Genomic DNA, 24,726 nt, shown 5'->3' with positions numbered 1-24,726 from the left:
CCGAGAAAGAGAGCGTTGTGTCTAGCTGTCGGGGCTGTAGTTGGGCGCTTCGTCCGTAATCATCACGTCGTGGGGGTGGCTCTCCTGGTGGCCGGCCGAGGAGACGCGGACGAACTCCGACCGTTCCTTGAACTCGGGGATGGTCTCGGCGCCCACGTAGCCCATACCGGACTGCATCCCGCCGACGAGCTGGTGGAGCTCTGAGGCCAGCGACCCCTTGTACGGCGTCGCGGCTTCGACGCCTTCGGGGACGTAGTCCTCGTCCTCGTCGTCCTCCTTGAGATAGCGCTCGCCGCCGCCCTCGTTCATCGCGCCGACGCTACCCATGCCGCGGTACTGCTTGTACTTCTTGCCGTTCATCTGGATGACTCGGCCGGGGGCCTCGTCCGTGCCGGCGAAGTAGGAACCGAGCATCACCGCGTCCGCGCCGGCGGCGATGGCCTTGATAGCGTCGCCGGAGTAGCGGATGCCGCCGTCGGCGATGACGGGCACGTCGTGCTGGCTCGCCACGTCGGCGACCTGCGAGACGGCCGTTATCTGGGGCATCCCGGCGCCGGTGACGACGCGGGTGGTACAGATAGAGCCCGGGCCGATACCGACTTTCACGCCGTCGGCGAAGTCGACGACGGCCTCGGCGGCCTCGCTGGTGCCGATGTTGCCGACGACGACGTCGGCCTCGACGGTTTCCTCGATCTCCCGGGCGCTGTCGATGACGTTCGCGTTGTGCGCGTGGGCGCAGTCGATGAACAGCACGTCCGCCCCGGCGTCGTCGGCAGTCTCGGCGCGGTCGACCTCGAAGGGACCGACGGCGGCGCCGACGCGGAGCTGGCCCTCGTGGTCGCGTGCCGCGTCGTCGTACTCGCGGCGCTTGAGGACGCCACGCATCGTGATGAGGCCGACGAGGCGGTTCTCGTCGTCGACGATAGGGACGCGCTCGATCTTGTGGTCGTACATCAGCTCCAGCGCTTCCCGCGGTGTCACGTCCTCTGCGGCCGTGATGACCTCGTCGGTCATGGCCTCGGTGACGGCGTCGGACTCGCCGACTTCGAGATAGGGCCGGATGTCAGTGCCGGAGATGATACCCAGCACTTCCTCGGTCTCGTCGTCGACGACAGGGGCACCGGAGACGCCGCGGCGGTCCATCATCCTGTCGACCTCTCGGACGGTCTGTTCGGGGTGGGCCGTGACCACGTCGCGGATGATGAGCTCGTCGTAGCGCTTGACGCGCTCGATCTCGGCGGCCATCTCTTCGTCGTCCATGTTGCGGTGGAGCACGCCCAGGCCGCCCTGGCGGGCCATCGCGATGGCCATGTCGCTCTCGGTGACGGTGTCCATCGCGGCCGTCAGGACGGGGACGTTCAGCTCGACGCTCTTGGAGACGCGCGTCGCGGTGTCGGCCTCGTCTGGTTCGACCCGGGACTCTTTGGGTCGCAGCAGTACGTCGTCGAAGGTCAACGCCTCCGGAACGCGGAGTTTCTCGGAGAAAGGCTCGGAATCGTTCGCCATGTAAGTCGTCCAAGACGGCCGGCCAAAAACGTTGCGAGACTCGTATGGACTGTGTTGTACACTCATACCGTGGTGTCCGATGACAGGCCGTTGCGCGCTACACACGTCCAGTTGCATGTGGTAAATTCCCACGTTTCGCGGAGCGTGGTCCCGGTTCTCACACAACGCTTATATCTTCATGAAAGGTAATTATAGACATGCGCTGCACCCAACCCACCACCGAAGTCACCGGCCGGCAAGCGACGTGCCCCACGGCGACGAATACATTTTCGGTGGGTACTGGGAAGCGGAACTGGCGGGTCGCCAGCTCCGACGATGCAGCAGCCACCCTCGGGGAATCGGGGTATCCCCATCCCTGACAGTCGATGAGTAGCTCCAGACACCCGGTCGCGCTGGACATCGAGCGGCAGGTCGGTCGGGGCGGCCGACTGCTCGCGACGGTGATGGGCCTGCCCCTCGTCGACGGTATCTTTCCAGTGCTCGTCCTCGCCGGGGCGCTCACCACCTGGGCCGGCATGCTCGAAGTGGGCCTGCTCGTCTTCGGCGGCTCCGCGATGGTCGCCGTCGTCCTCGCGGAGATGGACGGCAGCCCCCGACAGCAGGCCACGGCGGTCCTGCTCATCGGCGCCGTGCTGATACCCATAGCCGTGCTCGAAGCAGCTATCGCGCCGACTATCGCCGGCGTGGTCCACCTCGCGACGTTCGAGCGCTTCGCCGGCATCGTCATCATGGCCATCGCGGCCCAGACCGCGAGCGCCCGCGTTGGCGAACTGCTTCCCCGGCCCGCTATCATCGTCGGGCTTGGCCTGCTTGCCAGCGTCGACCCCTCCGGCGCGACGCTGGTGGTCGACGCCGACCCCGAGATGCTGGCCCGCGCCGCTGCGACGGCCGGCATCGGCGTCGGCTTCGCGCTCCTCGTCGCACTCGCCAGCCCGTGGCTGCGCAACGCCGTCGACATCGACCGCTTCCGCTTCGGGAGCGCCGTCGCTCTGGGCGTGCTCGCGCTCTCCGTGCTCGGCCTGATGCCGACCCAGGCCCCGGTCGCTCTGGCGGTGCTCGGCGTCACGGCCCTGCTCTCGTTCGACCCGGAGAACGCCCGCGAACGCCACCAGGACTACCACCCCGACAGCGTGGACCTGACCGCCGCGTTCTCGGACGGCGGCGCTTCACAGGGAGTGGCCGCCGACGAGCGCACCGACGAGGGCGCCGCCGTGGAGTACGACCCCGACCAGGAACGCGCGCCGTGGCTCTAGGAATAAAAACCGGTTTTTGTAGCGAGAGCGGGGCTGGTGGCCGCTAAAAATCTATTCGATCCACTTTCGAGTATAACAGCGTGTCCCGCCAGAAAGCCCCGGCTGGCTCCAGTCGGGGGCTTCGCTGCGCGCTTCGCTCACTGCGTTCGTTGCAGTGCTTGCGTCAGCCGCCTTCCCGGAGCCAGCCGCCCCTTTCAGTCCCACCCAGCGCTGTATGACCAGCCGGCTACGGGCGGGACTTTCTGGCGGTGAGTCGTGGTAGAGACCGCAGTTCTTAGAGAGCCAGTCCGTCCGAAACCACTCCCAACGTCCGTTCACGTCAAAACTAGTACAGAGGGGAAGCTTTACGCGCCCGACGCTCCGCTCTCCGATATGGCCGACAACCGCGTAGTTCAGGGGCGCATGCAGACCCCGGAGAGCCTCGCCGAACTCATCGAAGGCGAGAGCGTGATGGACGCAGAACCGATCGAAGACGCCGACCGAGCGTGCCCGGACTGCGGCGAAAACGTCCTCTCCGTGGGCTACATGCCCTCGGCGCTGGAGTTCGTCACGGGCTACAAGTGCCAGGAGTGCGACTGGTCGGAGACCGACCGCGAGTAGCAATCGAAATCCCTTTACTATCAATCGCCATACGACGGAGTGCGGGGTCGTGGCCTAGTCCGGGAAGGCGGCTGACTCCAGAGGCCACGCGCCAGGGACGACATCCGAGGGCTGATATACTGAGCGGCCGACTGATCATCGGTTCCGCGACGATGACCCTCTGGAGTTCCGAGGCGCTGGACGGAGATATCAGCCGATCGGGGGTTCAAATCCCTCCGACCCCATTTCTTGTCGCGAACAAATCCGTGAGCGACAGAAATGTCTCGCGGAGGATTTGAACCACGCGAGACGAACGCAGTGAGTCTCGCAGTCGGGTGAATACTCCCTCCGACCCCATCAATATTCTAATTCTATCCTATCATTTCTTAGAGGTAGCTATCGCAACAAAACGATAGCCCATCGGTTCCCTCTCGGTCACAGTGTGATGAGAGGGTGGTTGTGGGCCAGTCGTAAAGGACGGAAAACACGCCCACCGAACCGATACCATCGAGCAGGCCGCCGAATTATGGAACTGCAACAAGACGACAGCGGTACTGCGGTCCACCGAGTTCTTCTGGCGAATCAACGAGCAAATCCGAAAGGTGCTGGAGCGGGACGACCCCACCGTTCAGCAGAAACAGAAGGTTGCCGAGACGCTCCGAGTGCCTAGCACCTACGAGATTCAAATAACTGAATCAGTAGTCAGAGTGAAGACCAGTCTTGGTTTTCAGCGTGTTAGTTTAGCCCATATTGCCCGAATCAACTGGTTCTCGGAACTCACTCCGCAGTCTATCTTGTAGAATCCCGTCCATCACGACACCAACCTCTGCACGTAGGTCCTGGTCATCGGGCGGTTCTAGGTCCAGTGTCACAGTGTGTTCTTCGTTTGGGCTCAATTGCGTAGCATCCGAAACTGCGGAGACAACCCTCTGTTGACTTCTGTTCTTGAAAGCGGCTTGAGCCTTCGCGCTTCCAGTTCCATCTCCGACGTTTCGCATAGTAATTTCAACCGAAGCCCCTCCCTCAGATGGAGTGTCGACGGCATACGAGAATACGAGAACACCGCTGTCGTTTACCGGAGTGATTTCCGGATTCCCCACCTCCATATCTGGCGGAAGTTGACCGATACGATAGCCGGGAGCCGTTGTTTCGGTATAGTAGTAGCGCTGTCCGCCCTGTTCGTAATACGTTCCTTCGAGATCAGGGTCACCAGCGACCCCAACCGCTGCGTGTTGCTGGTTTTTGAATATCAACAGCACCGACCCGTAACCGAACTGATCAAGCATTGATGATAGCAAAATCGAGCTGTCTTCACAGTCTCCCTCTTTATCGACGAGAGTTTCGATAGGATATTTCGGGTACTCGTTGTATCCCGCTGAAACCTCATCTGTGGTGTACTGGAGATTCTGCACGAATTCCATCATCTCGTTGATGATGCCGACATCGTTCAGGTTTTGCCGGTCTCCAAAATCCTCGAACGCTCCTACTATGTTCTGGATATACTGGTCGTCGTAAGTATCAGAGACGTAAGCACCGTAATTCGGTGTCCTCAGTCGCTTCCGGTAGTACTGATCCAGTCTCACTGGAACGTCCAATGTCAGTAGCCTTCTATCGCTCCCTGAACCCTGATCGAAATTCCGTGAGAGTGTTTCACCCCCTCTGAGTTCTGGGTCTGTACTTCCGCTAAGACCCCTCAAATGAAGTGGGAAAGTCGCCTGTTCCTGAGTCCCGACGAAGAAACTGCCGACAGACTCATTGATATTGCTTGACTCTCTGGGCCGAACTAACCAAAGAGTCCGGCCGCTCTCAATCGGGCCATGATTCGTGTCCGGACCGACTACAGTGTGTTGACCGCTTGAGTTGATTGTCGCAATTGCTTCACTACTGGGCGTGCCCTTTGTAACCAGTAGTCTCCGTGCCCCGTTGAGCTGGACAGTAACGCTTACTCGGTAGTTCAAGCCATCAAGGAGGTCTTCGGACCAAGACGAGATTTTTGGGTTAGGTGTCGGCGTGTCATTTGAAGGACCTGCCGAATCTCCCGACGGAGCTTCGGAATCACTGCCTGAAGAGACCAATCCAGTACAACCCGCCAGTCCTACCGCGGAGCTGGAGGAGAGGGCGGCGAGTAGATTTCGTCTGTTCATCGACACCTCGGGTTAAGTTCGGAGTGACTTGAATATACGTGCTGGCTCGCGATTTGAGCCGTGAAATTGAGAGTGGCAATCTACGCTGTTCTACTTTCTCTTCCACTCTACCCCCCATGGCTCATCCCCTCTAGCAAACAGGCCACAGTCCCTCGCATGGGTGCAACCTACGACGACAGGGAAGTCCACAACGAACTACACACGAGCCCGAAAGGTTGGACGACCATCGTCCCCGACGAATCGGTGAACGGATATGGAAGGTTTTGGGTCGGCTTGACTGTCCAGTAGAGGTCGAGACCGTCGAGACACTTCAGGTTCCCTGTAAGTGCAACGTCGAGTTATCGGAGACGGTTGCCGGTGAGAAACGCGGTAGGGCTACAAAGGCGCGTTCAGCGCCGCCACCTGTTCGGAGATGGCCCGTGCGACGGCGGTCTCACCCTTCGGAAACTGCCATGTCCTGTCGTCGAGCCCACCGGCTCGGTAGACGGTGACCGCTACCCCGCCACTCGTCCCGCCGAAGCCGGCGATGGCGAACACGGCGACGCCGAGGAGTATCAAGAGCGCCCCCGCACTTGCGATTACTACCTGCAGGAGCGGGCTCTGGGAGTACGCATCTCCCATGCCCAGTACCATACCGATGACACCGCCGAGTACCAACCCGGCGCCGAGAATCCATTCGAGAACCGGATAGTCGGCGCTCTGGTTGCGGTTGTAGTCCGCGCCGACCACGTAGTCGGTGTTGAGGAGGACGCTTTCGAGTTTAGTGTCTTCCCTCCGGTTCCCACTGCGGTGCCTGAGATCGAGGACTCGGCGGTCGGTAACGGCGACGGTCCGTACGTCACCGGAGTAGGCTTCGAGCAACTGCTCGCCGGAGGGGACATGCGGTTCGAGGAGGTCACGTTCCGTTTCAGAGACGGTTCCCATCGGGTGATTGTTCGCCACGGGGAACTTGTATGTGCATGGTGTCTCGGCGTCCGATATCGGCGACTGGACCGCTCCGGGTCCGCTGGCCTGTGCGGAGTCGCCCCGCGATATCGAATCGGTCTGCCCGGCACGGACTGACCGCCTCCGGTATAACGGTCACAGCCCTCGACGACCCCAGTACAGTAGAATTAAGTTCGGCTCCGGGAAGTATTGGCCATGAATAGTCAACTTCCGCGGCGAGCCGTCCTCCTCAGTAGCGCCGCTGTGACGCTTGGCCTGGCGGGCTGTTCCTCGGACAGCGACCCGTCGGGGTCGTCCGGTGGCGATACCGACTCCTGGCAGGAGATACTGAACACGCGCGAGACGGTTCAGGAAGACGAGTATCAGGCATGGAACTGGAGTGCGGACCAGTCCACGGAGATCCGCTGGGAGTTCACCGTCCGCAACGGACCGGAGGCCGAGCTGTTCGTGATGGAGTCGACCGAGTTCGACGAGTTCCAGGCCGGGAACCGCTTCTACGCCGTCGAGTCGGCGGCCGGTACCTCGGACGAGACGACGTTCACCGTCGAGAGCGGCGACTACCGGTTCGTGCTGGATAACACGAACGCCGGCGATATCGCGCCGCCGACCAACCTCGACGACGACGCCGCGGAAATCGAGCTCGTAGTCGAAGCCCGAACGGCCTGAAATCGGTCGTCTTTCTGCCGGAATTTTCGGCTGTCCGAGCGAACGCGGGACGAATACGCATACAGTCGATGGGAGTTTCGATGATTGTAGTAACGCGAGCCGAGAAAATATGAGTTATCCGTCTGGAGCGCAGTCGTCCAGACAGCGAGACCACAAGCATGTCAGGGAAATACGATCTGATAATCGTCGGCGGGGGTATCAGCGGGGCATCGCTGCTGTACACGACCGCGAAGTTCACCGACATCGACTCCATCGCGCTCATCGAGAAGGAAGACGAGGTCGCGGCCGTCAACTCCCATCACACGAACAACTCGCAGACGCTGCACTTCGGCGACATCGAGACGAACTACACGCTCGAAAAGGCCGAAGAGGTCAAAGAGGGCGCCGAGTTGCTCGCGGGCTATCTGGAGAACCACGACCCCGACCGCGAGATGCACGCCAAGCGCTCGAAGATGGTGCTCGCGGTCGGCGAGGACGAGGTCCCACAGCTCGAACAGCGCTACCACGAGGAGGGCTTTGGCGAGCTCTTCCCGAAGCTCCGGCCGATCGGGCGCGACGAAATCGCGGATATCGAGCCCAAGGTTCTGGAGGGGCGAGAGCCCGACGTCGACGTGCTCGCGCTCCAGACGCCCGACGGCTACGTCGTCGACTACGGCCGGACGACGAAGTCTTTCGTCGAGGAAGCGAGCGAGGAGACCAACGTCGACGTCTTTACCGGCACAGAGGTCACGGAAATCACGCCGACACTCTCCGGCTACACCATCGAGACCGACGACGGCCGCTTTGACTGCGACGCCACCGTCGTCGCCGCCGGCTCGCACAGCCTGCAGATGGCCAAGGAGCTGGGATACGGCGAGGACAAAGTTCTGCTCCCCGTCGCGGGCAGTTTCTTCCTCGCGGACGACCTCCTGAACGGGAAGGTGTACACGCTGCAGATGAAGAAGCTGCCGTTCGCAGCGGTCCACGGTGACGCCGACGTGCACGACTCGTCCGTTACGCGCTTCGGTCCGACGGCGAAACTCGTCCCGGCGCTGGAGCGGGGCAACGTCTCGACCGTCTCGGACTTCCTCGACGTGTTCGGCCTGAACGCCGCTTCGTTCCTCAGCTACGCCAACATCCTCTCGGACAGGGTGCTCCTGCCGTACGTGCTCCGGAACCTCCTCTATGACCTCCCCGAGGTCGGCCCGCGACAGTTCCTCCCGCACGTCCAGAAAGTCGTCCCCAGCGTCGAACTGGACGACATCGAGCGCGCGAAGGGATACGGCGGCGTCCGGCCTCAGATCGTCGACACGAAGGCAAAGTCCCTGGACATGGGCGAGGCGAAGATCGTCGGCGACGACGTGATTTTCAACATCACGCCGTCGCCCGGGGCCTCCACGTGCCTGAAAAACGCCATGCGTGACACCCACACGCTGCTGGAGTTCCTCGACGACGAGTACGAGTTCGACGAGGCGGCCTTCCGCGAGGCGACCATCGAGAACTTCCCGTACGCCGACGAGGCCCCGAGCGCGACCGGCGCGGACACGGTCGGCGAAGTGGCCGCGACGGACGACTGAGACCACCGACGCGCTTGCGGGTTTTGGACGGCGGCACACGCGGCTGACCGACCGCATAAATGTCTCCGTCCCAATATGTGACGTGTTATGACCCCCGACCAGAACGACGACCCGGAGATAGCCCACGCGGAGGAACCGACGCTCGCGCGGACTATCATCGAGGAGCGCGACGGCTATCCCGCACACGTCCGGGCGTCGGAGGGCGAGGGCGACAGCGGGCTGCTCCGGGTCGGCTTCCGCGGCCGCGAGGAGGACCTCAAGGAGCTCTCGTGGGAGCAGTTCCGCGAGGAGTTCACCGAGAAGGATCTGGTGGCGCTGTACCGGCCCGACGAGGGACCTGTCGAGAACGACCGCCCGGTCGTCCTGCGGGAGCGCGACCACGTGGACGGGGACTCCTGACCAGTCGGTGACGGCAGTCCCTGACTCGAACAGAAAGTTCATTACACGACCACGTAAGTTCCGTCGTGGGGACCTGGTTGTGGTATAGTGCACCCCCAGTTCCCCGTTCCTATCATCGCGTAGCCACTGCCGGACGGAGAGGTTTTCACCCACCGCGTGTATCACACCGCTATGGACGCCGCGCGACTGCCCGGAACCGCCCGCCCCGAACAGGTAGTCGCCCACGTGGATATGGACTGTTTCTACGCCGCGTGTGAACGCCGCCGGGAGCCAGAACTGGTCGGTGAGCCCCTCGTCGTCGGCATGGGCTACGAGGGCGGGGAGACCCACGGCGCGGTCGCGACGGCGAGCTACGAGGCCCGCGAGCACGGCGTGGAGTCGGCGATGGCCATCTCCGAGGCGCTGGAACGGCTGCCCAGACGGGCCGACGCCGAAACGCCCGGTTCCGACCACCCCGAGACCGGCATCTACCGGCCGGTCGATATGGACTACTACGAATCGGTCGCCGAGGAAGTCAGGGCGCTCCTCCACGAGCAGAGCGAGACCGTCCGGGAGGTGAGCATCGACGAGGCCTATCTGGATATCACCGACACCGTCGGCTGGGACGGCGTCGAGCGCTGGGCGAGCGAACTCCGGGACAGCATCGAGTCCGAAGTCGGCGTCGTCGCCAGCGTCGGCGTCGCCCCGACGATGAGCGCGGCGAAGGTGGCCAGCGACCGGGAGAAACCGGACGGCCAAGTCGTCGTCAGACCAGGGGAAGTCCGGCAGTTCTTCGCGGACCTCCCCGTCGAGGACGTCCACGGCGTCGGCCCGGTGACCGCGCGCGAACTGGCCGAGCTCGGCATCGAGAGCGCCGGCGACCTCGCCGACGCCGACCCGGAGACCCTCGAAGGCCGCTTTGGCGAACGGGGCCGCGAAATCTGGCGCTACGCCCGCGGCGAGGACACGCGGACCGTGACCCCGAGAGGTGACCCGAAGAGCCTCTCGCGGGAGTCCGCCTTCACCGACGCCGTCGAGGACGGCGAGGAGAAACGCCGGAAGGTCACCACGCTGGCCCGGGCCGTCGCTGACCGCGCCCACCGCAAGGAGGCGCGCTACCAGACTATCGGTATCAAGGTCGTTGAACCGCCGTTCGATATCAACACGCGCGCCCGGTCGCTCCCCGGCCCGGTGGCGGACGCCGACCTCGTGGAGTCGATCGCGCTCGACCTGCTCGGGGAGTTCGAGGACAGCGCGGTCAGGAAACTGGGCGTCCGCGTCTCGAATCTGGACTTCTCGGCCGGCGAACAGGCCAGTCTGGGCGGTTTCGAGGCCGCCGGGACGACCGAAAGCGACGGGTCGGACGCGGTGACGACTGAGTCCGGCGAGCCCGAACAGGCGGGCCAGACGAGCCTGACTGCCTTCGACGAGGACGGGACACCGTCGTCGGACGACGGCGGCCGGCCGGAACACAGTGAGACCGACGGACAGGCCTCCCTCGGTGACTTCGGGTAGCTCAGGCGACGCCGTTCTCCAGATTCTCCAGGAGCTTTCCGACGAACAGCCCCGTTCTCGGTGAAATCGTGTCCTCCGCGGGCACCGTCGTCGGGTGGGCCGCGAGCGTCTCGACGAACTGCTCGCTGTGGGTCATCGCCGAGAGCATGTCCACCACGTCGACGACCAGTCCCTCGTCGGATGTGTCCATATTGGGGTAGCGTTCCTTCTGGCGCTCGGCGTACGATATCGTCCACGCCGGCCCGCCGACGGCCGTGACGATATCGTCGAGCGGCCCGACGGGCAGCGGACCGTCCGTACTGCCGACGTAGACAGTGTCTCCCTCGACGAAGGTGTCGTAGCGTGCCATAGGTCCCAGCCCCAGCGCTCCGAAGGAGAGTCGCCACGACCATAGCCCTTGCTCACGGACCCGTCGGCCTGCTGACGCTCGTCTGACGGAGAGTTATGGGGCCTGGGGCGCTCTCTGTGGACAAGCACGTATGGCAGAGACTGAACACATCACCGTGGCCGACACGAGTTCGGGCCCCGGCGGGATGGAAGAGCCGGGCCAGTCCGTCGACATCCCGGTGGTGGAACTGCTCACCGGCCGCGGGTTCATCACGGGCAAGTCCGGGTCGGGCAAGTCCAACACCGCGAGCGTCGTCGCCGAGAAGCTGCTCGACAACGGCTTTGGCCTGCTCATCGTCGACATCGACGGCGAGTACTACGGCCTCAAAGAGGAGTACGAGATACTCCACGTCGGCGGCGACGAGGAGTGTGACATCCAGGTCACGCACGAACACGCGGGCAAAATCGCCTCGCTGGCGCTCGAACAGAACGTCCCTATCATCCTCGACGTCTCGTCGTTTCTCGACGAGGCGGAGGCCGAGACGCTGCTGACGGAGGTCGCAAAGCAGCTGTTCGCCAAGGCCAAAAAGCAGAAACAGCCGTTTTTGCTCCTCGTAGAGGAGTGCCACGAGTGGATCCCGGAGAAGGGCGGGATGGGCGAGGTCGGAAAGATGCTCATCAAGATCGGGAAGCGGGGCCGGAAACACGGGCTGGGCATCGTCGGCATCAGCCAGCGCCCGGCCGACGTGAAGAAAGACTACATCACCCAGTGTGACTGGCTCGTCTGGCACCGGCTGACCTGGAACAACGACACGAAGGTGGTCGGGCGTATCCTCGACAGCCAGTACGCCGACGCCGTCGAGGACCTGAACGACGGCGAGGCGTTCATGATGACCGACTGGGCCGAGCAGGTCCGCCGGGTGCAGTTCCACCGCAAGCAGACCTTCGACGCCGGCGCGACGCCCGGGCTCGACGACTTCGAGCGGCCCGAGCTGAAATCGGTCAGCGAGGACCTCGTCTCCGAGCTCGAAACGATAAGCGAGGAGAAACAGGCCACGGAGAGCCGTATCAAGGAGCTCCGCGAGGAACTCGACAAGAAGAACTCCCGCATCGCGGAGCTGGAGACCGAACTGCAGGACGCCCGCGACCTCCAGCGGATGGCCGAGCAGTTCACCGACGCCCTCGTGGGCCACGTCGAGGGGACCAACCCGGGCCGGACGGCCAAAGACGAGATGCGCCGGAAGCGCGAGCGCCGTCGAGCCGGACAGGTACAGCCGGCAGACGCGGACACGACGGCCGCGGACAGCGCAGCGGAGGACCCGGCACCGGACAGCGCAGACGACGACCCGGCACCGGACACCACCTCCGGCGGCGGCTTCGGCGACGCCTTCAGCGCCTTTGCCGACGACGGCGTCGCGATGAACGGGGGTAGCGAGGCCGCAAACGGAGCGAGCGCGACGGGCGCGACGGCCGACGGTGCCTCGAAGAACGGTGACGGCGCGACGGCCGACGGTGCCGTCGCGAACGAGTCCACCTCCGACGACGACTCCCAGCCCGTTCAGGGGAGCTCCGACGCGGCCCTCGAAGCGGCCCTCGCCGCGGTGGCCGAAGAGGAGGAAGCCGGGGAGGGGGGAGCCGAGACGGAGGACGGCGAGGCGACGGCGTACCGCCCCGAAGCCGTCCGGGATATCGAGGCCGACATCGCCGACCTGGAGGACAAGACCCGGCGGATGCTCACCTACTACAGGGACCACGGACCGGGAACGCCGCTGAACGCCCACTTCTCCGCCGGCGGCTCCGGCGACCGGACCGCGGCCTACGCCCGCAACCGGACCCTGCGGCTCCGCGGCGCGGTCGAACACGTCGGCCGCGGGAAGTACGACTACCGACTGGCGGAACTCGTTCACGAGGAGAGCGACGAGACCCTCGACGACGAGACGGCCCGGCGGTACGCCACACAGATAGAGCGGGCCGTCCTCCGGCGGGCCGACTGAGGCGTCTGTCGCTGGCGTTCCGACGGCGTATACGCAGCTCTCTGCACGGTGGCGTCTGAAAGAAAGACGGGGGTCAGTTCAGCGGTTCGACGAGGTCTTCGAGGGCCGCGCGCGGGTCGTCGGCCTTCGCGACGCCGCTCGCCAGCAGGACGCCGGTCGCCCCGAGGTCGCTGGCCGAGACGAGGTCCTCGCCGGTCGAGATGCCGGCGCCACAGAGCACGTCGACGTCGCCGTCGACGCGGGCCGCGGCGTCCACGGCGCCCGTGACGATGTCGGGGTCGGCCTTGCTGACCGGCGTCCCGGTACCGATGAGCTCCGGCGGCTCGACGGCGACGGCGTCAGGACCCAGCGCCGCTGCGGCGCCGATCTGAGCGGGGTTGTTCGCACAGACGATGGTCTCGAGGTCCGCGCGCTCGGCGGCCTCCAGCGAGCCGTCGATGTCGGCGAGCTTGAGCCGGTTCTCGGAGTGGTTCAGGAGCGTTCCCTCGGCGCCGGCGTCGGCGGCCGCTTCGGCGAGCGTGGAGCCGGTGTAGCTGCCGTGTGGGTTCGGGCTGACGTGCTGGGCCCAGGTCTCGACGCCCGTCTCGGAGACGGCGTCGATGTGGGCGGCCTGGGGCGCGACGGCGACGCGGACGCCGGAGTCGTCGGCGACGTCGGCCGCGGCGGTGGCTACCTCGATCGGGTCACACGGATACGCCTTGAGATTGACAAGGACGAACATGGGTGAAAGCGCGAACGCCGCCGGGAAATAGATTGCGTGTTCGGCCTCGCATGGCCCGCTCGTACCAGTGAGCATTAAGACGCTGGACGCTGTACGTTCCGGAAGACAACCCGTGCGCACAGGCGACGCGACCCCGACCGTACTCATCGTCGAGGACGAACAGCACCTGGCGGACCTCTACACCGACTATCTCGCCGACAGCTACGACGTGGCGACGGCCTACAGCGGGGAAGAGGGGCTCGAACGCCTCTCGGAGGATATCGATGTCGTCCTGCTGGACCGCCGGATGCCCATCGTCTCGGGCAACGAGGTGCTCGCCGAGATCGAGGAGCTCGGGCTCCAGTGTCGCGTGGCGATGGTGACGGCCGTCAACCCCGACTTCGACATCATCGAGATGGGGGTCGACGACTACCTCGTCAAGCCGGTGACCCGCGAGGAGCTCACCGAGGTCGTCGAGCGCCTCCAGAAAATTGCGGCCTACAACGAGCAGCTGCAGGCGCTGACGACACGCAAGCTAAAGCGAAACGTCCTGCAGGTCGAGAAGAGCCGGACCGAACTGGAGGGGAGCGCGCGCTACCGACAGCTCCAGTCCGAAATCGCCGAGATATCCGAACGCGTCGACGAGCTGGCGGCCGACCTCGACGTCGAGAAAGAGGACCTGCGACTCTAGTCTTTCCGCTGGACGACGTCTCCCAGCGTGTAACTCCCCTCGCTCTCCCCGCTGGACCACTCCGTGTCGTCGGAGCTCCCGCCGGCGCTCAGGTCGAGGTCGAGCGCCCCTTCGAGCTTCTTTCGCACGTCGTCGCTGGGCAGCGAGTTCCCCTGTTCGAGCTTCCGGATGAGGCTCGCTTTCTCGTTTAGCTGCTGGGCCAGTTCCGCCTGGCTCAGCCCCTTGGACTCCCGGGCCGACCGGATCTGGTCGTCGAAGTCCTGTGCGATCTCGTCCATCTCGTCGAACATGTCGCGGCGACGGCCGCCACCGGACGAACTCGACGAGGACGAGCTGGACGACGACGAGGAGCTCGACCCGCTCGACGAAGTGGAGTACTTCGTCGAGGTCGACGAGGAGTCGTTCGTCTTGAGCTCGGTACCGAAGTCGGTACACTCGTCACAGACGTCGAGTTCGGCCCCCTCGATTTTGACGCGGCTCGGAGAGGAGACCTCCTTGCCGCACATCTCGCACTGAACCATACGGCGGAGTTGGAGAGGGTCCCGTATAAATGGTGCGCTGGCCCGGGATTTCTGTCAGCCGCCAGTAGCGATTGCCAGCTTCGGACGGATGACCGCCGGATGCTCCGATAGTATCGGACCCAGCGACCCGCTGCTCGCGTAAGTCGTCGTGTTTCAGCGGCCGACGTCGACAGTCGAGTGACGGGCGCAATCGAGCGAGCGAATCGCGGGCATCTATGCGTTCAGAATATCGTCGGCGGCCTTCTCGGCGATCATGGTCGTCGGGGCGTCCGTGTTCCCGCTGGTAATCGTCGGCATGACCGAGGCGTCGACGACGCGCAGGTCATCGAGCCCGTGGACAGCGAGGCGGTCGTCGACCACCGCCATCTCGCCGTCACCCATCTTGCAGGTGCCGACGGGGTGGTAGAGTGACGCCGCCCGCTCACGGATATGCTCGATGAGTTCCTCGTCGGACTGCACGTCTGGCCCCGGTAACACCTCTCTGTCACGGTACTCGTCGAACGGTTCGGCCTGCAGAATCTCACGGACCAGCTTGACCCCTTCGAGCAGTATCTCCAGGTCATCCCCCTCGCTCAGGTACTGTGGGTCGATGACCGGGTCGTCGAACGGGTCTGTCGACCGGAGCGAAATCCGACCGCGGCTGTCCGGGCGCAGTCGGAGCGCACCGAGCCAGAAGCCGTGGCCGTCGGGGTTGTCGAACCCGTGGTCGACGGAGTACGACGGACCGAAGTGAAGCTGGATATCGGGGCGCTCACCCTCCCCGGAGACCGACGCGAAGCCGCCGGCCTCTGCGAGGTTCGAGGTGAGCGGCCCCCCTTTCAACACCAGATACTTGAGGAGGTTCCACAGCGAGTCCGCCTCGTCGAGCGTGACAGATTTCTCGCAGGCGCAGTTGACTTTGACGTTGAGATGGTCCTGGAGGTTCCGGCCGACACCTGGGAGGTCGTGGACGACCGACACGTCGTGGTCAGCGAGATGCGCCGCTGGCCCGACACCCGACAGCATGAGCAGTTGCGGTGAGTTGATAGCGCCCGCCGAGAGAATCACCTCCTCGGTCGCGTCGACCGTTTCGGGCGGCCCGCTCCCGTCGCGAACGTACTCCACGCTGACTGCCTCCCGGCCGTCGAACCGGACACGCGTCACCTGCGCTCCGGTCACGGCGGTCAGATTCGAGCGGTCCAGCACCGGCTTCAGGTAGCCGTCGGCGGCGCTGTGGCGCTCGCCATCTTTCTGGGTCACCTGGTAGAGTCCCACGCCCGACTGGTCGCCCGCGTTGAAATCCTCGTTGTGTGACAGTCCGACTGCCTGTCCCGCCTCGACGAACGCCTCGCTGAGTTCGTTTGGCGACTGCTGGTCGGCCACGTTCCGCGGGCCGTGGGTCCCGTGATACTCCGAGGGGCCGCGTTCGTTGTGTTCGGCCCGTTTGAAGTAGTCCAACACGTCCTCGTAGGCCCAGCCGTCGTTCCCGAGTTCGGCCCAGTGATCGTAGTCCGCAGGCTGACCGCGGGCGTAGATCATCGCGTTTATCGAACTCGACCCCCCGTAGGTCTTCCCGCGGGGCCAGTAGAGTTCCCGCTCGTTCAGTTCCGTCTGGGGCTCGGTGTCGTACTCCCAGTCCACGTCGGAGTTGAACAGCTCCATGAACGCCGCCGGGATTCCAATCTCCCGCTTCTCGTCCGGTGTCCCCGCCTCCAGTAACAGTACTCTCTCGCCGTCGGCCGAGAGTCGATTCGCTAGCACACAGCCCGCCGACCCCGCACCGACGATAACGTAGTCGTAGGTTCCGTCTCCCCGGTTCGACATGGTACCTCATGCCTCGACTGGTCCCTTAAATCCCGAAGTATCTCCGAAAAGAACGATGAACTGGTGGGTGAGCGGTGAGCCGATGGGTGTCTGGTCCGTCGGGTGTGTAATCTGATAATTTAAGTGTGAAGACAACGGCGATAGAAACGAATGCCGTCCCAGTCGCAAAACGAGTTCGTCCTCACGTCTTCGGTGCGGACGGAAATCGTGCTTCGGGTGTCCGAGCGCACGACGCCGACCGACGCCCTGCTGGCCGGGATCGACGCGAGCGACTCCGCGGTCTACGACGCGCTCTCGACGCTCAGGAGCCGCGGTCTGCTCACCGAAGACGACGGGGGATGGGAACTCACTGCGCACGGACATCTCGTCGCCGACAGCGTCTCCGAGTGGCTCTCTTCGGAGGAGTTTCGCGCGACGGACCCGGCGTTCTGGAAGAACCACCAGATCGACGTTATCCCGCCTGCGTTCCGGCGCCGACTGCCGGAGGTCGGGGAGTACGAGGTCGTCCGCGACGTCCCTCAGGAACCCAACAGGTGTGAGGATGTCGCCGTCGGCATGCTCGAATCGGCCGACCACTGTGAGGTTACGACGCCGTATTATTCGCGGCGTCACCAGGAGGCAATCCCGAGACACCCGGAGACGCGCTTGCTGGTGACCCGGGAGGCACTCGACGTCAGCTTACGGCGGTACCGGGACGGCCGCCGCGAAGAGCTGAACAACATGGAGCCGGCTGCCCTCCGACTGACCGACTGCCAGTTCGCGTCGGTCGTCACCGACGAGAAACTGAAGTTCGAGCTGCCCACAGTGAGCGGGGGTGGGACGGACCGACACGACGGGACTGGGAGAACTCACCCGTTCGAACGCGGTTCGGTCGCTGGCACGACCGCGCTGTTCGTCTCCGAGACCGAGTCAGCGGTCCGGTGGGGACGCGACCTCTTCGAGGCGCTCTGGGCGGACTCGGACCCTCTCGGCCCGTACGTCGAACGGCAGTTCCCAGAACTGCTGGAGTGACGCTCGACGCGGTTCCTGCAGTGAGCAACGCGAACGAGGAACCACGGGCGAAACAAGGCCGTTCACAGCTCGACCCGGCGGATATTTCCCATCGATTCGTATTTGCTGAAGGTCGGTCGGCGAAGCCGCGGTCCGGCCGTCCCCCTCTCCCAACCAGAGCGACTCAGCTATGCGACAGCGAGACTGCTACCTCGGGTCGGGCCGCGTCGCGCGGTGGACACCGTAGACGAACCCCGCGCCAACGAGCATGACGACGACGGGGGGCCAGATATCGAACAGGGACTTTATCAACAGCTCTTTCGGGCCGTACAGCGACTGGGTCGCTCTCAGGAACTGCTGGAGGAAGAAGTACCCGAAGGCACCGCCAATCCAGGGGATAGCCGCGGCTGTCAGGAGGAGCCTGTGGCTGCCGTCGGCGGGCGCTCCCCGGTACAACTCACCGGCCCGATACAGCGGAATCGCGGACAGCATCGCCAGTGGAACGAACCCGATGGCGAGCAGCATCGGGATTCCTTCCCCCAACTGACTGGTAGTCGCCTCCTCGACTCCCGCAACCACGAACAGCACCACGAGTACCAGCAGGGCGCCGATGACGGCCAACTGCTGGCGGTGGTTCCGTGCGGCGCCGAGCGCAAACGCCAGTGCCATCCCGCCGGTGAACACGAGACTGACGGCGAAACCCCAGTCGATGACGTTCTCGACGACAGCGACGATAGCGACAGCGCCCGCCACTGGGAAGACGACCGCTACAAGAGCCAGTCGGAAAGAGACACGCCCAGCCGGAAACGGCTTCATGAGCGTCGGTATCGCAGCTAAAATAAATGTCTTGTGTCGGTCGGTGACGTGTCCTCACGAACAGCCCAGTTCAATCCAGCGCCCGCATCGCGTGGTAGAACCGCTGGAGCGCGGTGACGTGGCCGACGACGGCGAAGACGACGAGCAGCAAGCCGACCAGCGTCAGTCCGTAGAGGGTCGGCTGGACGAACGCCGCGACGCCGGTGACGACGCCCACCAGCGCCAGTCGGTCGGCGCGGCCGAGCGCGCCGCCGTAGACGCGGTCCAGTCCGACGGCCTGAGCCTGCGTGCCGAGATACGAGGTCATCAGGACCCCGGTGACGGCGGCGATGCCGAGCGCCCACCGGCCGACGCCCGCTGCCAGCCCGACGATGATGATGATGTCGGCGTATCTGTCGAGGACGTGGTCGAGCAGGTCGCCGGCCGAGGACGCGACGTTCAGTTCGCGGGCCAGCGCGCCGTCGACGAGGTCGAGCCAGCCGTTCAGGAAGACGAGCACTGCGCCGGCGAGATACAGCAGCGGCTGGCCGGTCGCGACGGCGTAGACCCCACCGGCCGCCGCGGCCAGCAGGAAGGCGATGACGCTGACGCCGTCGGGCGAGAGGCCGACCGTCCGGGCCAGCCCGACGAACGGGTCGAGCGCGCGGTCGGCCACCCAGCGGAATCTATCGAGAGTCATAGCCAGTCGACGTAGCTGACGGTGCCGGCGCTCGGTTCGCGCTCCCCGTCGACGACGGCGCGGATGGCGGCGGCCACCTCGTCGGGGTCGCGGTCGGTCGTGTCTATCTCGTAGACGTTCTCGGTGCCGTGGTGGTGGACGGCCTCCGAGAGGATCACGTCCAGCGCCTCAGACTCAGCATTTTCGTAGCCCTTCGAGTCAGAGTCCCCGCGCTCACGGAGGCGGGAAACGACGGTGTCGGGGTGTGCTCGCAGGACGACCACGCGGTCGGCCTCGAAGTTGTGCGCGAGATGCGATTCCACAATCGCGTCCTCGTGGCCGTCGAGCCACTCGGCGAGGGCGTCCATGTCGGCGACGAGGCTGCCGCGTTCCTCGTCGGTCCCCGTCGAGAGCCCCTCGGACTTGATGACGTCGTTGAGGTGAATCACGTCGAGGTCCGTCTCCAGCAGGTCGGTCGCCGTGGTCTTGCCCGTCCCCGGGGTCCCCGTGACGGCGACTCTCACTGCCCGACCTCCGCGATAGCGTCGTTGAGAACCGAGACGGCCTGTTTCGTATCGGCCTCCGTTCCGCAGGTGATGCGGATGCACTCGGGTAGGCCAAAGGAGGAGCAGTCGCGGACGATGACGCCCTCGGCCTGAGCGGCGTCGGCGACCGCCGCGGCGTCGCCGACCGCCGCGAGGACGAAGTTACCCGCACTCTCCCACGTGGGGGCGTCGAGTTCCCGGTAGATGTACTCGCGGGCCCACGCGGCCGTCTCGACGCTTCGGTCGACGTGTTCCTCGTCGGACAGCGCGGCGAGCCCCGCCCGGCAGGCCAGTTCGCTCGCCGAGAACGGGGTGTTGATTCGGGCGTAGGCGTCGGCCCACGCCTCGGGGACGAGCGCGTAGCCGAGGCGGACGCCCGCGAGGCCGTAGGCTTTCGAGAACGTTCTGAGCAGCGCCACGTCGTCGCGCTCGTCGAGCAGCGGGCGGGCGCTCGGGCTGTCGGTGAACTCGCCGTAGGCCTCGTCGACGAGGACGAGCGTCTCCGCGTCCGTTCGCTCGGCGATTTCCCGCACCGCGTCCCGCGCGAACTCCTTGCCGGTGGGGTTGTGCGGACTGGTGAGATAGACGATGCGCTCGCCGTCGTAGTCTTTCAGCACCGCGTCGGCGGTCTGTTCGAAGTCGTCGGCCTTCGAGAGCGTGTACTCGGAGACCTCGCCGTGGTGGTAGCGGGCGCTCATCTGGTAGTAGGCGAAACCGGGGTCGGGGACGAGCACTTCGTCGCCGGGGTCGAGCATCGCGCGGGCGATACAGTCGAGCGCCCCGTCGCCGCCGTTGCCGAGCCACACCTGCTCGGTCTCGGCGTCCCACATGTCGGCGAGGCGCTCGACGAGGTCGGCGTGCGAGGACTTGGGGTAGTGGTGCATCCGCTCGGCCGACTCCCGGATGGCCTCGACGGCTCTCGGGCTGGGACCGAACATGTTCTCGTTCGACGATAGCTTCACCATCGCGTCGGGGTCCAGCCCGAGCTCTCGGGCGACTTCCTCGATACCGCGGCCCGCCCGATACGCGGTGTGCGCGGAGAGGTCCCGTGGGTTCATACACGGGGCAAGCGGGCCGGGCGGCTTAAGCGTGCTCACATACAGAGCCCCCAGTTGAACCGTCCCTCGGCGCCGTCTGGACCAGTCCGTCGTCGCCGAATACGGCCCCTGTGTCGCGGCGGCCGTTATCAGGAACGATAGCACTGGCCGAAAGTGTAAGATAGGGCGGTGAGAGTATCGGGTAGAGAATGCCACTGCTCATCGACGTCAGGAAGCTCTCGCTCATCACCGAACTCATCCAGGACGGGGCCGAGGAGGTGGCGGGGTCACTGGCCTCGCTGGCGGGCGTCGAGGCCTGCGTGGAGATAAAGAGCCTCTCGTTCGTCCAGCCGGGCGACATCCCGACCGAGATGGGGACCGGGCAGATACACAGCGCCCGGATTCGATTGACAGAGCCGCCTTACGGCGTCTTCCTGATGACCTTCTCGACGGAGACCGCGGCCGAAATCGCCCGGCTGATGACCGGGACACCCGTCGAGGGCGAGTTCACGCAGATGCAGCAGTCGGCGCTCCAGGAGATGTGTAACATCCTCACGTCCGGGTTCATCGACGGCATCGCCGACACGCTGGAGACGACGATAGACATGGGGACGCCGACCGTGGAAGTGGCCGACACGTCGGCCGTCGCCGACGCGGCCCTGTCACACGTCCGCCGTGACTCACTGACCATCGTGCTGGATTCACTGGTCGACATCAAGGAGACGGACGTGGCCTTTTCGCTTCGCATCTTCCTGATTCCGGACCCGGGGTCGTTCGTCCACCTCATCGACCAGCTGGACCGCGACGTCGAGACCGGCGAACCCACGAACGTCGCCGACACGGAGGTAGAGGAGCTGGATATGTCCGCCGACGTGTCGGCCTTCGAGGACAGCGCGGGCCGGTAGGCCGCGGGCGTCCGACGATGCCTCCGACGGCGAGCGATTACATGACGTTCAAGGCAACGGGGACCGACGGCCCAGTATGTCTCTGGTCGACGCCACGATCTACGCCACACACCTCGTCTTCGCGGGGCTGTGGTCCGGTACCGTCCTCTTTACGAGCTACGCCGTCCTCCCGGCGGCACTGAACGGCGACCTGCGGGCCGGCGCCCTCGAAGCGATGACCGGCAAGCTCCGGACCGTCTCCCGTGCCAGCGCGCTCCTCCTCCTGCTGACCGGTGGGCACCTCGCCGCGACCATCTACACTGCCGAGAGCCTCTTCGCGACGGGCCGTGGCCACCTCGTCCTGACGATGGTCGCGCTCTGGTTCACCCTCGCTGCCCTCGTCGAGGTGGGCGCCGCGAAGCTCGTCGACGGCACCGAACAGCAGAAGGTCCGCCAGCCGGCGGCCGACGCCCGCCCGTTCCTGCTCGGGGCCTCGCTGGTCGCCGTCCTCCTGCTCGTCGACGCCGGCGCCATCCTCGGGCTGTACTACTGAACGGCGTCAGAGCCGCTCGCCGACGTGGTCGGCGCATTTCAGCGCCAGCGCCGCGATGGTGAGTGTCGGGTTCATCGACCCCGCGGTGACGAACACCGAGGAGGAGGCGATAGAGAGGTTCGAGAGGTCGTGACTCTGTAACTGGGGGTTCACCACGCTCTCTTCGGGGTCGGTCCCCATCCGCGTGGTTCCCATGTGGTGGTAGGCCGGGCCGGAGCCGCCGTCGACGTTGGCCGTCCAGCCGATGTCGACGCCGAGCTCCGAGAGGACGGCGTGCTGGATGGCGTTGGCCCGCGAGACGGACCGGCGGACCCGGTCGCCCCACGACCACTGGATGTCGGGGACCGGGTTGCCGTGGTCGTCGGTCCGCGAGGTGTTCAGGGTCACGCGGTTCTCCCGCCGCGGTGGCTGCCCGACCAGCCCGCCCATGGCGATGTTGTTGCCGTAGGCGTCCCTGATGTGTGACAGCATGGAGTCGCCCCAGTCCTCGCCGTTCAGCGCGATTTCGACGGGCGACGGGCCGGCGTAGTTCAGGAACTCCAGCTTGATTGGCGAGTACGGGGCGTCGCTCTCGGCGACCAACGTCTCCCCGGTGTCGACGTGTTGCACTCCGCTGCCGGGGTCGTCGTAGAACTGGTGGCACTCGCTGGTGATGAATCCGACGTGGTTCTGCCGGGTGCGCTCGTCCAGCGTCCCGCCCGAACCGGCAAAGAGGTGGTCCATGAAGTACCGGCCCACGGCCCCCGAGGAGTTCGCCAGCCCGTCGGGGTGGTCGTCGTTCGCCGACAGCAAGAGGAGCCGTGGAATCTCGACACCGCCCGCCGCGAGCACGAACTCGCGGGCCTCCTGGCGGTGTTCGGTCCCGTCGGGGGTCGCGTAGACGGCCGCGCTAATCCGGCCGTCGCCGTCGGTTTCGAGCCGCTGGACCGGCACCCGGTCGATGACTGTCGCACCCGCCTCCTCGGCGTCCTCGACGTGGACGCCGGCGTCGTACTTCGCGCCGGAGGGACAGACCGGCTGGCAGGTGCCGTACCCCACGCACTGCCCGCGGCCGTCGTAGGACTCGGAGTTGCGGGCGTTGGGTACCGAGTGCGTCGTGATTCCGAGCGACTCGCAGGCCTCGGCGAACAGGGAGTCGCTGTAGGAGGGTTTGAAGCCGGGCATCGGATAGGTCGGCTCGTCGCGCGGCGGTGCAAACGGGTTGTCCGAATCGCCGGCGACGCCCAGGGCCGCCTCGGCGTCGGCGTAGTAGGGCCGCAGGTCGTCGTAGCTGATGGGCCAGGCCGGGTCCGCGTTGTCGTGGCCGGCGTCGAAATCCGCGGGGTGGAGCCGCATCACCATCCCCTGCCAGTGGAGCGTCGACCCGCCGACGCCTTTCACGCGGGAGACGTTCAGCGGGTACGTCCGCTCGCCGGTGTTCGAGTAGGCGTCTCGCTCGCCGCCCATCTCCCAGACGGAGCCGCGGTCACCCGGCCGAATGGCCTGTTCCATCTGGCCCTGACGTTCCTCGAATGCGAACCGTCGCCCGGCCTCCAGTACGACCACGTCGTTCCCATCGCTCGCGAGGCGACTGGCGACGAGTGCGCCCGCCGGGCCGGCCCCGACGACACAGACGTCGGCCCGGGACCGTGGCTCTCGCTGCATCTGCCTCCGGATTAGGCTAACCTAAACTTAGGCGTTGCCATCGGCGATAACCGTGTCAGCGACGGAACCATAGTGACGGTTTACACACCGGCCACACTGTCGTCGTGCGGTCGGGTGTGCGTTGATTTCGATGGCTACGATAGCCGTAGTTCGGGCCGACTCAGGGAATCTTGACCGAGTGTTCGAGCGTCCCGACGCCCTCGATCTCGACTTCCACGTTGTCGCCGTCTTCGAGCGGACCGACGCCGGCCGGGGTGCCGGTCGCGATGACGTCACCGGGTTCGAGCGTCATGTAGTCCGTGATTTCGGCGACGAGTTCCTCGACGGAGAAGACGAGGTTGTCCCGCGAGGAGGACTGCTTCGTCTCCCCGTTGACGCGGCACTCGATAGTGGCGTCCTCGGGAACGTGCTCGGGCGTCGCGACCAGCGGGCCGATGGGACAGGCGTTGTCGAAGGCCTTCCCGCGGACCCAGTTTTGCTCCCTGTTCTGGTCGTCGCGGTTCGAGATGTCGTTGAGGCAGGTGTAGCCCGCGACCACGTCCATCGCGCCCGACTCGCTGACGTTCCTGCACTGCTCGCCGATGACCACGCCGAGTTCGGCCTCGTAGTCGATGCGCTCTTTCCCGGCGGGCAGCGTGAGCGTGTTGCCGTGAGAGGCGACGGCGTTTGGCCCCTTGAGAAACAGCATCGGCCGGTCGGGTAGCTCCGACCCCATCTCCTCCGCGTGGTCGGCGTAGTTGCGCCCCAGACAGACGATCTTCGTGGGTTCACAGGGCGGCAGGATATCCACCTCCGCGGGGTCGTAGCTCTCGTCCCCGAAGGCGATACGGCCGTAGGGGCCGGCGGCCGCGGTGACCACGGGTTCGCCGTCTTCGATGGCCCAGCGGCCGCCACGGACGTTCCCGGCGGAGTCGCGGAATCGGACGCGCTTCATGTTTCTGGCGACTCGGCGGCGACGGATAAGCGTTTAGGAGCGGCCAGCTACCAGCCCGCAAGCGATTCGACAACAGACTAGGCGCAA

24 protein-coding genes, 1 tRNA gene and 1 pseudogene are annotated in these 24,726 nt (G+C 65.2%); 13 read left to right on the top strand and 13 right to left on the bottom strand.

Translation table 11 applies throughout. The annotated features are described in order from the left end of the window. Positions 1 to 21: 21 nt before the first annotated feature. Positions 22 to 1,506, bottom strand: coding sequence for an IMP dehydrogenase (guaB, locus tag NDI56_RS05880; protein WP_310918494.1), 1,485 nt, complete (start codon positions 1,504 to 1,506; stop codon positions 22 to 24). 365 nt (positions 1,507 to 1,871) lie between these two features. Here guaB and NDI56_RS05875 point away from each other — a divergent pair, with 365 nt between their 5' ends. The 4 genes and pseudogenes from NDI56_RS05875 to NDI56_RS21835 form a co-directional block, all read left to right on the top strand. Then, the gene (locus tag NDI56_RS05875; protein ID WP_310918493.1) at positions 1,872 to 2,759 is read left to right on the top strand and encodes a DUF5794 domain-containing protein; all 888 of its coding nucleotides are present in this window, start codon (positions 1,872 to 1,874) and stop codon (positions 2,757 to 2,759) included. Positions 2,760 to 3,131: 372 nt separating this feature from the next. Beyond that, complete coding sequence (locus tag NDI56_RS05870) at positions 3,132 to 3,359, top strand: DUF5795 family protein (protein ID WP_310918492.1); 228 nt, start codon at positions 3,132 to 3,134, stop codon at positions 3,357 to 3,359. Between the two features lie 43 nt (positions 3,360 to 3,402). Continuing rightward, positions 3,403 to 3,583 (top strand) — tRNA-Trp (locus tag NDI56_RS05865). Positions 3,584 to 3,823: 240 nt separating this feature from the next. Beyond that, positions 3,824 to 4,138, top strand: a pseudogene (locus NDI56_RS21835) (DUF7692 domain-containing protein); the annotation flags it as partial. Here the strand turns inward: NDI56_RS21835 and NDI56_RS05860 are convergent. Continuing rightward, complete coding sequence (locus NDI56_RS05860) at positions 4,079 to 4,921, bottom strand: transglutaminase-like domain-containing protein (RefSeq protein WP_310918491.1); 843 nt, start codon at positions 4,919 to 4,921, stop codon at positions 4,079 to 4,081. The pseudogene NDI56_RS21835 and the gene NDI56_RS05860 sit on opposite strands and share 60 nt — an antisense overlap. 936 nt (positions 4,922 to 5,857) lie before the next feature. Beyond that, a complete protein-coding gene (locus NDI56_RS05855; protein WP_310918490.1) occupies positions 5,858 to 6,406 on the bottom strand; it encodes a hypothetical protein in 549 nt (182 codons plus the stop codon). Between the two features lie 216 nt (positions 6,407 to 6,622). Here NDI56_RS05855 and NDI56_RS05850 point away from each other — a divergent pair, with 216 nt between their 5' ends. The 4 genes from NDI56_RS05850 (at position 6,623) to dinB (ending at position 10,542) form a co-directional block, all read left to right on the top strand. Continuing rightward, positions 6,623 to 7,093 (top strand): hypothetical protein, encoded by a 471-nt coding sequence (locus tag NDI56_RS05850; protein ID WP_310918488.1) that lies wholly within the window; start codon positions 6,623 to 6,625, stop codon positions 7,091 to 7,093. 158 nt (positions 7,094 to 7,251) lie between these two features. Further along, the gene (locus NDI56_RS05845; RefSeq protein WP_310918487.1) at positions 7,252 to 8,649 is read left to right on the top strand and encodes an FAD-dependent oxidoreductase; all 1,398 of its coding nucleotides are present in this window, start codon (positions 7,252 to 7,254) and stop codon (positions 8,647 to 8,649) included. An 87-nt stretch (positions 8,650 to 8,736) separates the two neighbouring features. Beyond that, positions 8,737 to 9,048, top strand: a complete 312-nt coding sequence (locus NDI56_RS05840; RefSeq protein WP_310918486.1) for a hypothetical protein — start codon at positions 8,737 to 8,739, stop codon at positions 9,046 to 9,048. A gap of 171 nt (positions 9,049 to 9,219) precedes the next feature. Beyond that, on the top strand, positions 9,220 to 10,542 hold the full coding sequence (gene dinB, locus NDI56_RS05835) for a DNA polymerase IV (protein WP_310918485.1): 1,323 nt from the start codon (positions 9,220 to 9,222) through the stop codon (positions 10,540 to 10,542). 1 nt (position 10,543) lies between these two features. Here dinB and NDI56_RS05830 read toward each other — a convergent pair whose 3' ends face one another. Then, on the bottom strand, positions 10,544 to 10,891 hold the full coding sequence (locus tag NDI56_RS05830) for a hypothetical protein (RefSeq protein WP_310918484.1): 348 nt from the start codon (positions 10,889 to 10,891) through the stop codon (positions 10,544 to 10,546). A gap of 130 nt (positions 10,892 to 11,021) precedes the next feature. Here NDI56_RS05830 and NDI56_RS05825 point away from each other — a divergent pair, with 130 nt between their 5' ends. After that, a complete protein-coding gene (locus NDI56_RS05825; RefSeq protein ID WP_310918483.1) occupies positions 11,022 to 12,863 on the top strand; it encodes a helicase HerA domain-containing protein in 1,842 nt (613 codons plus the stop codon). Between the two features lie 73 nt (positions 12,864 to 12,936). Here NDI56_RS05825 and tpiA read toward each other — a convergent pair whose 3' ends face one another. Further along, a complete protein-coding gene (gene tpiA, locus NDI56_RS05820) occupies positions 12,937 to 13,584 on the bottom strand; it encodes a triose-phosphate isomerase (RefSeq protein ID WP_310918482.1) in 648 nt (215 codons plus the stop codon). A gap of 112 nt (positions 13,585 to 13,696) precedes the next feature. On the opposite strand from tpiA, the gene NDI56_RS05815 reads away from it, so the two are divergent. Then, positions 13,697 to 14,254: a response regulator transcription factor gene (locus NDI56_RS05815; RefSeq protein ID WP_310918480.1), complete on the top strand. Its 558-nt coding sequence runs from the start codon at positions 13,697 to 13,699 to the stop codon at positions 14,252 to 14,254. Here NDI56_RS05815 and NDI56_RS05810 read toward each other — a convergent pair. Further along, positions 14,251 to 14,775: a multiprotein bridging factor aMBF1 gene (locus tag NDI56_RS05810; RefSeq protein ID WP_310918478.1), complete on the bottom strand. Its 525-nt coding sequence runs from the start codon at positions 14,773 to 14,775 to the stop codon at positions 14,251 to 14,253. The genes NDI56_RS05815 and NDI56_RS05810 overlap by 4 nt on opposite strands. 213 nt (positions 14,776 to 14,988) lie before the next feature. Continuing rightward, complete coding sequence (locus NDI56_RS05805; protein WP_310918477.1) at positions 14,989 to 16,578, bottom strand: GMC family oxidoreductase; 1,590 nt, start codon at positions 16,576 to 16,578, stop codon at positions 14,989 to 14,991. A 150-nt stretch (positions 16,579 to 16,728) separates the two neighbouring features. Between NDI56_RS05805 and NDI56_RS05800 the strand changes: the two genes are divergently transcribed. Beyond that, positions 16,729 to 17,589 carry a helix-turn-helix transcriptional regulator gene (locus NDI56_RS05800; protein ID WP_310918476.1) on the top strand — a complete coding sequence of 287 codons (861 nt, stop codon included), beginning with the start codon at positions 16,729 to 16,731 and terminating at the stop codon, positions 17,587 to 17,589. A gap of 186 nt (positions 17,590 to 17,775) precedes the next feature. On the opposite strand, the gene NDI56_RS05795 is transcribed toward NDI56_RS05800, so the two are convergent. The 4 genes from NDI56_RS05795 to hisC form a co-directional block, all read right to left on the bottom strand. Further along, complete coding sequence (locus NDI56_RS05795; protein WP_310918475.1) at positions 17,776 to 18,321, bottom strand: hypothetical protein; 546 nt, start codon at positions 18,319 to 18,321, stop codon at positions 17,776 to 17,778. Between the two features lie 133 nt (positions 18,322 to 18,454). Beyond that, positions 18,455 to 19,063 (bottom strand): CDP-alcohol phosphatidyltransferase family protein, encoded by a 609-nt coding sequence (locus tag NDI56_RS05790; RefSeq protein ID WP_310918474.1) that lies wholly within the window; start codon positions 19,061 to 19,063, stop codon positions 18,455 to 18,457. Next, the gene (locus NDI56_RS05785; protein WP_310918472.1) at positions 19,060 to 19,566 is read right to left on the bottom strand and encodes an adenylate kinase family protein; all 507 of its coding nucleotides are present in this window, start codon (positions 19,564 to 19,566) and stop codon (positions 19,060 to 19,062) included. The genes NDI56_RS05790 and NDI56_RS05785 overlap by 4 nt, the downstream gene beginning before the upstream one ends. Further along, a complete protein-coding gene (hisC, locus tag NDI56_RS05780) occupies positions 19,563 to 20,645 on the bottom strand; it encodes a histidinol-phosphate transaminase (RefSeq protein ID WP_310918471.1) in 1,083 nt (360 codons plus the stop codon). The genes NDI56_RS05785 and hisC overlap by 4 nt, the downstream gene beginning before the upstream one ends. 188 nt (positions 20,646 to 20,833) lie before the next feature. Between hisC and NDI56_RS05775 the strand changes: the two genes are divergently transcribed. Together NDI56_RS05775 and NDI56_RS05770 are read left to right on the top strand one after the other, a co-directional pair. Next, positions 20,834 to 21,529, top strand: coding sequence for a chemotaxis protein CheC (locus tag NDI56_RS05775; protein WP_310918470.1), 696 nt, complete (start codon positions 20,834 to 20,836; stop codon positions 21,527 to 21,529). Positions 21,530 to 21,605: 76 nt separating this feature from the next. After that, complete coding sequence (locus NDI56_RS05770) at positions 21,606 to 22,061, top strand: transporter (protein ID WP_310918469.1); 456 nt, start codon at positions 21,606 to 21,608, stop codon at positions 22,059 to 22,061. 6 nt (positions 22,062 to 22,067) lie between these two features. Here the strand turns inward: NDI56_RS05770 and NDI56_RS05765 are convergent, their stop codons facing one another. Next, positions 22,068 to 23,705, bottom strand: a complete 1,638-nt coding sequence (locus NDI56_RS05765) for a GMC family oxidoreductase (protein ID WP_310918468.1) — start codon at positions 23,703 to 23,705, stop codon at positions 22,068 to 22,070. 160 nt (positions 23,706 to 23,865) lie between these two features. Then, positions 23,866 to 24,639, bottom strand: coding sequence for a fumarylacetoacetate hydrolase family protein (locus tag NDI56_RS05760; RefSeq protein WP_310918467.1), 774 nt, complete (start codon positions 24,637 to 24,639; stop codon positions 23,866 to 23,868). Positions 24,640 to 24,726 lie beyond the last annotated feature (87 nt).

It is taken from the genome of Halomicroarcula saliterrae (assembly GCF_031624395.1).
GTDB classification, from domain to species: Archaea; Halobacteriota; Halobacteria; order Halobacteriales; family Haloarculaceae; genus Haloarcula; species Haloarcula saliterrae.
This window is presented reverse-complemented; position numbering and strand designations above follow the sequence as displayed.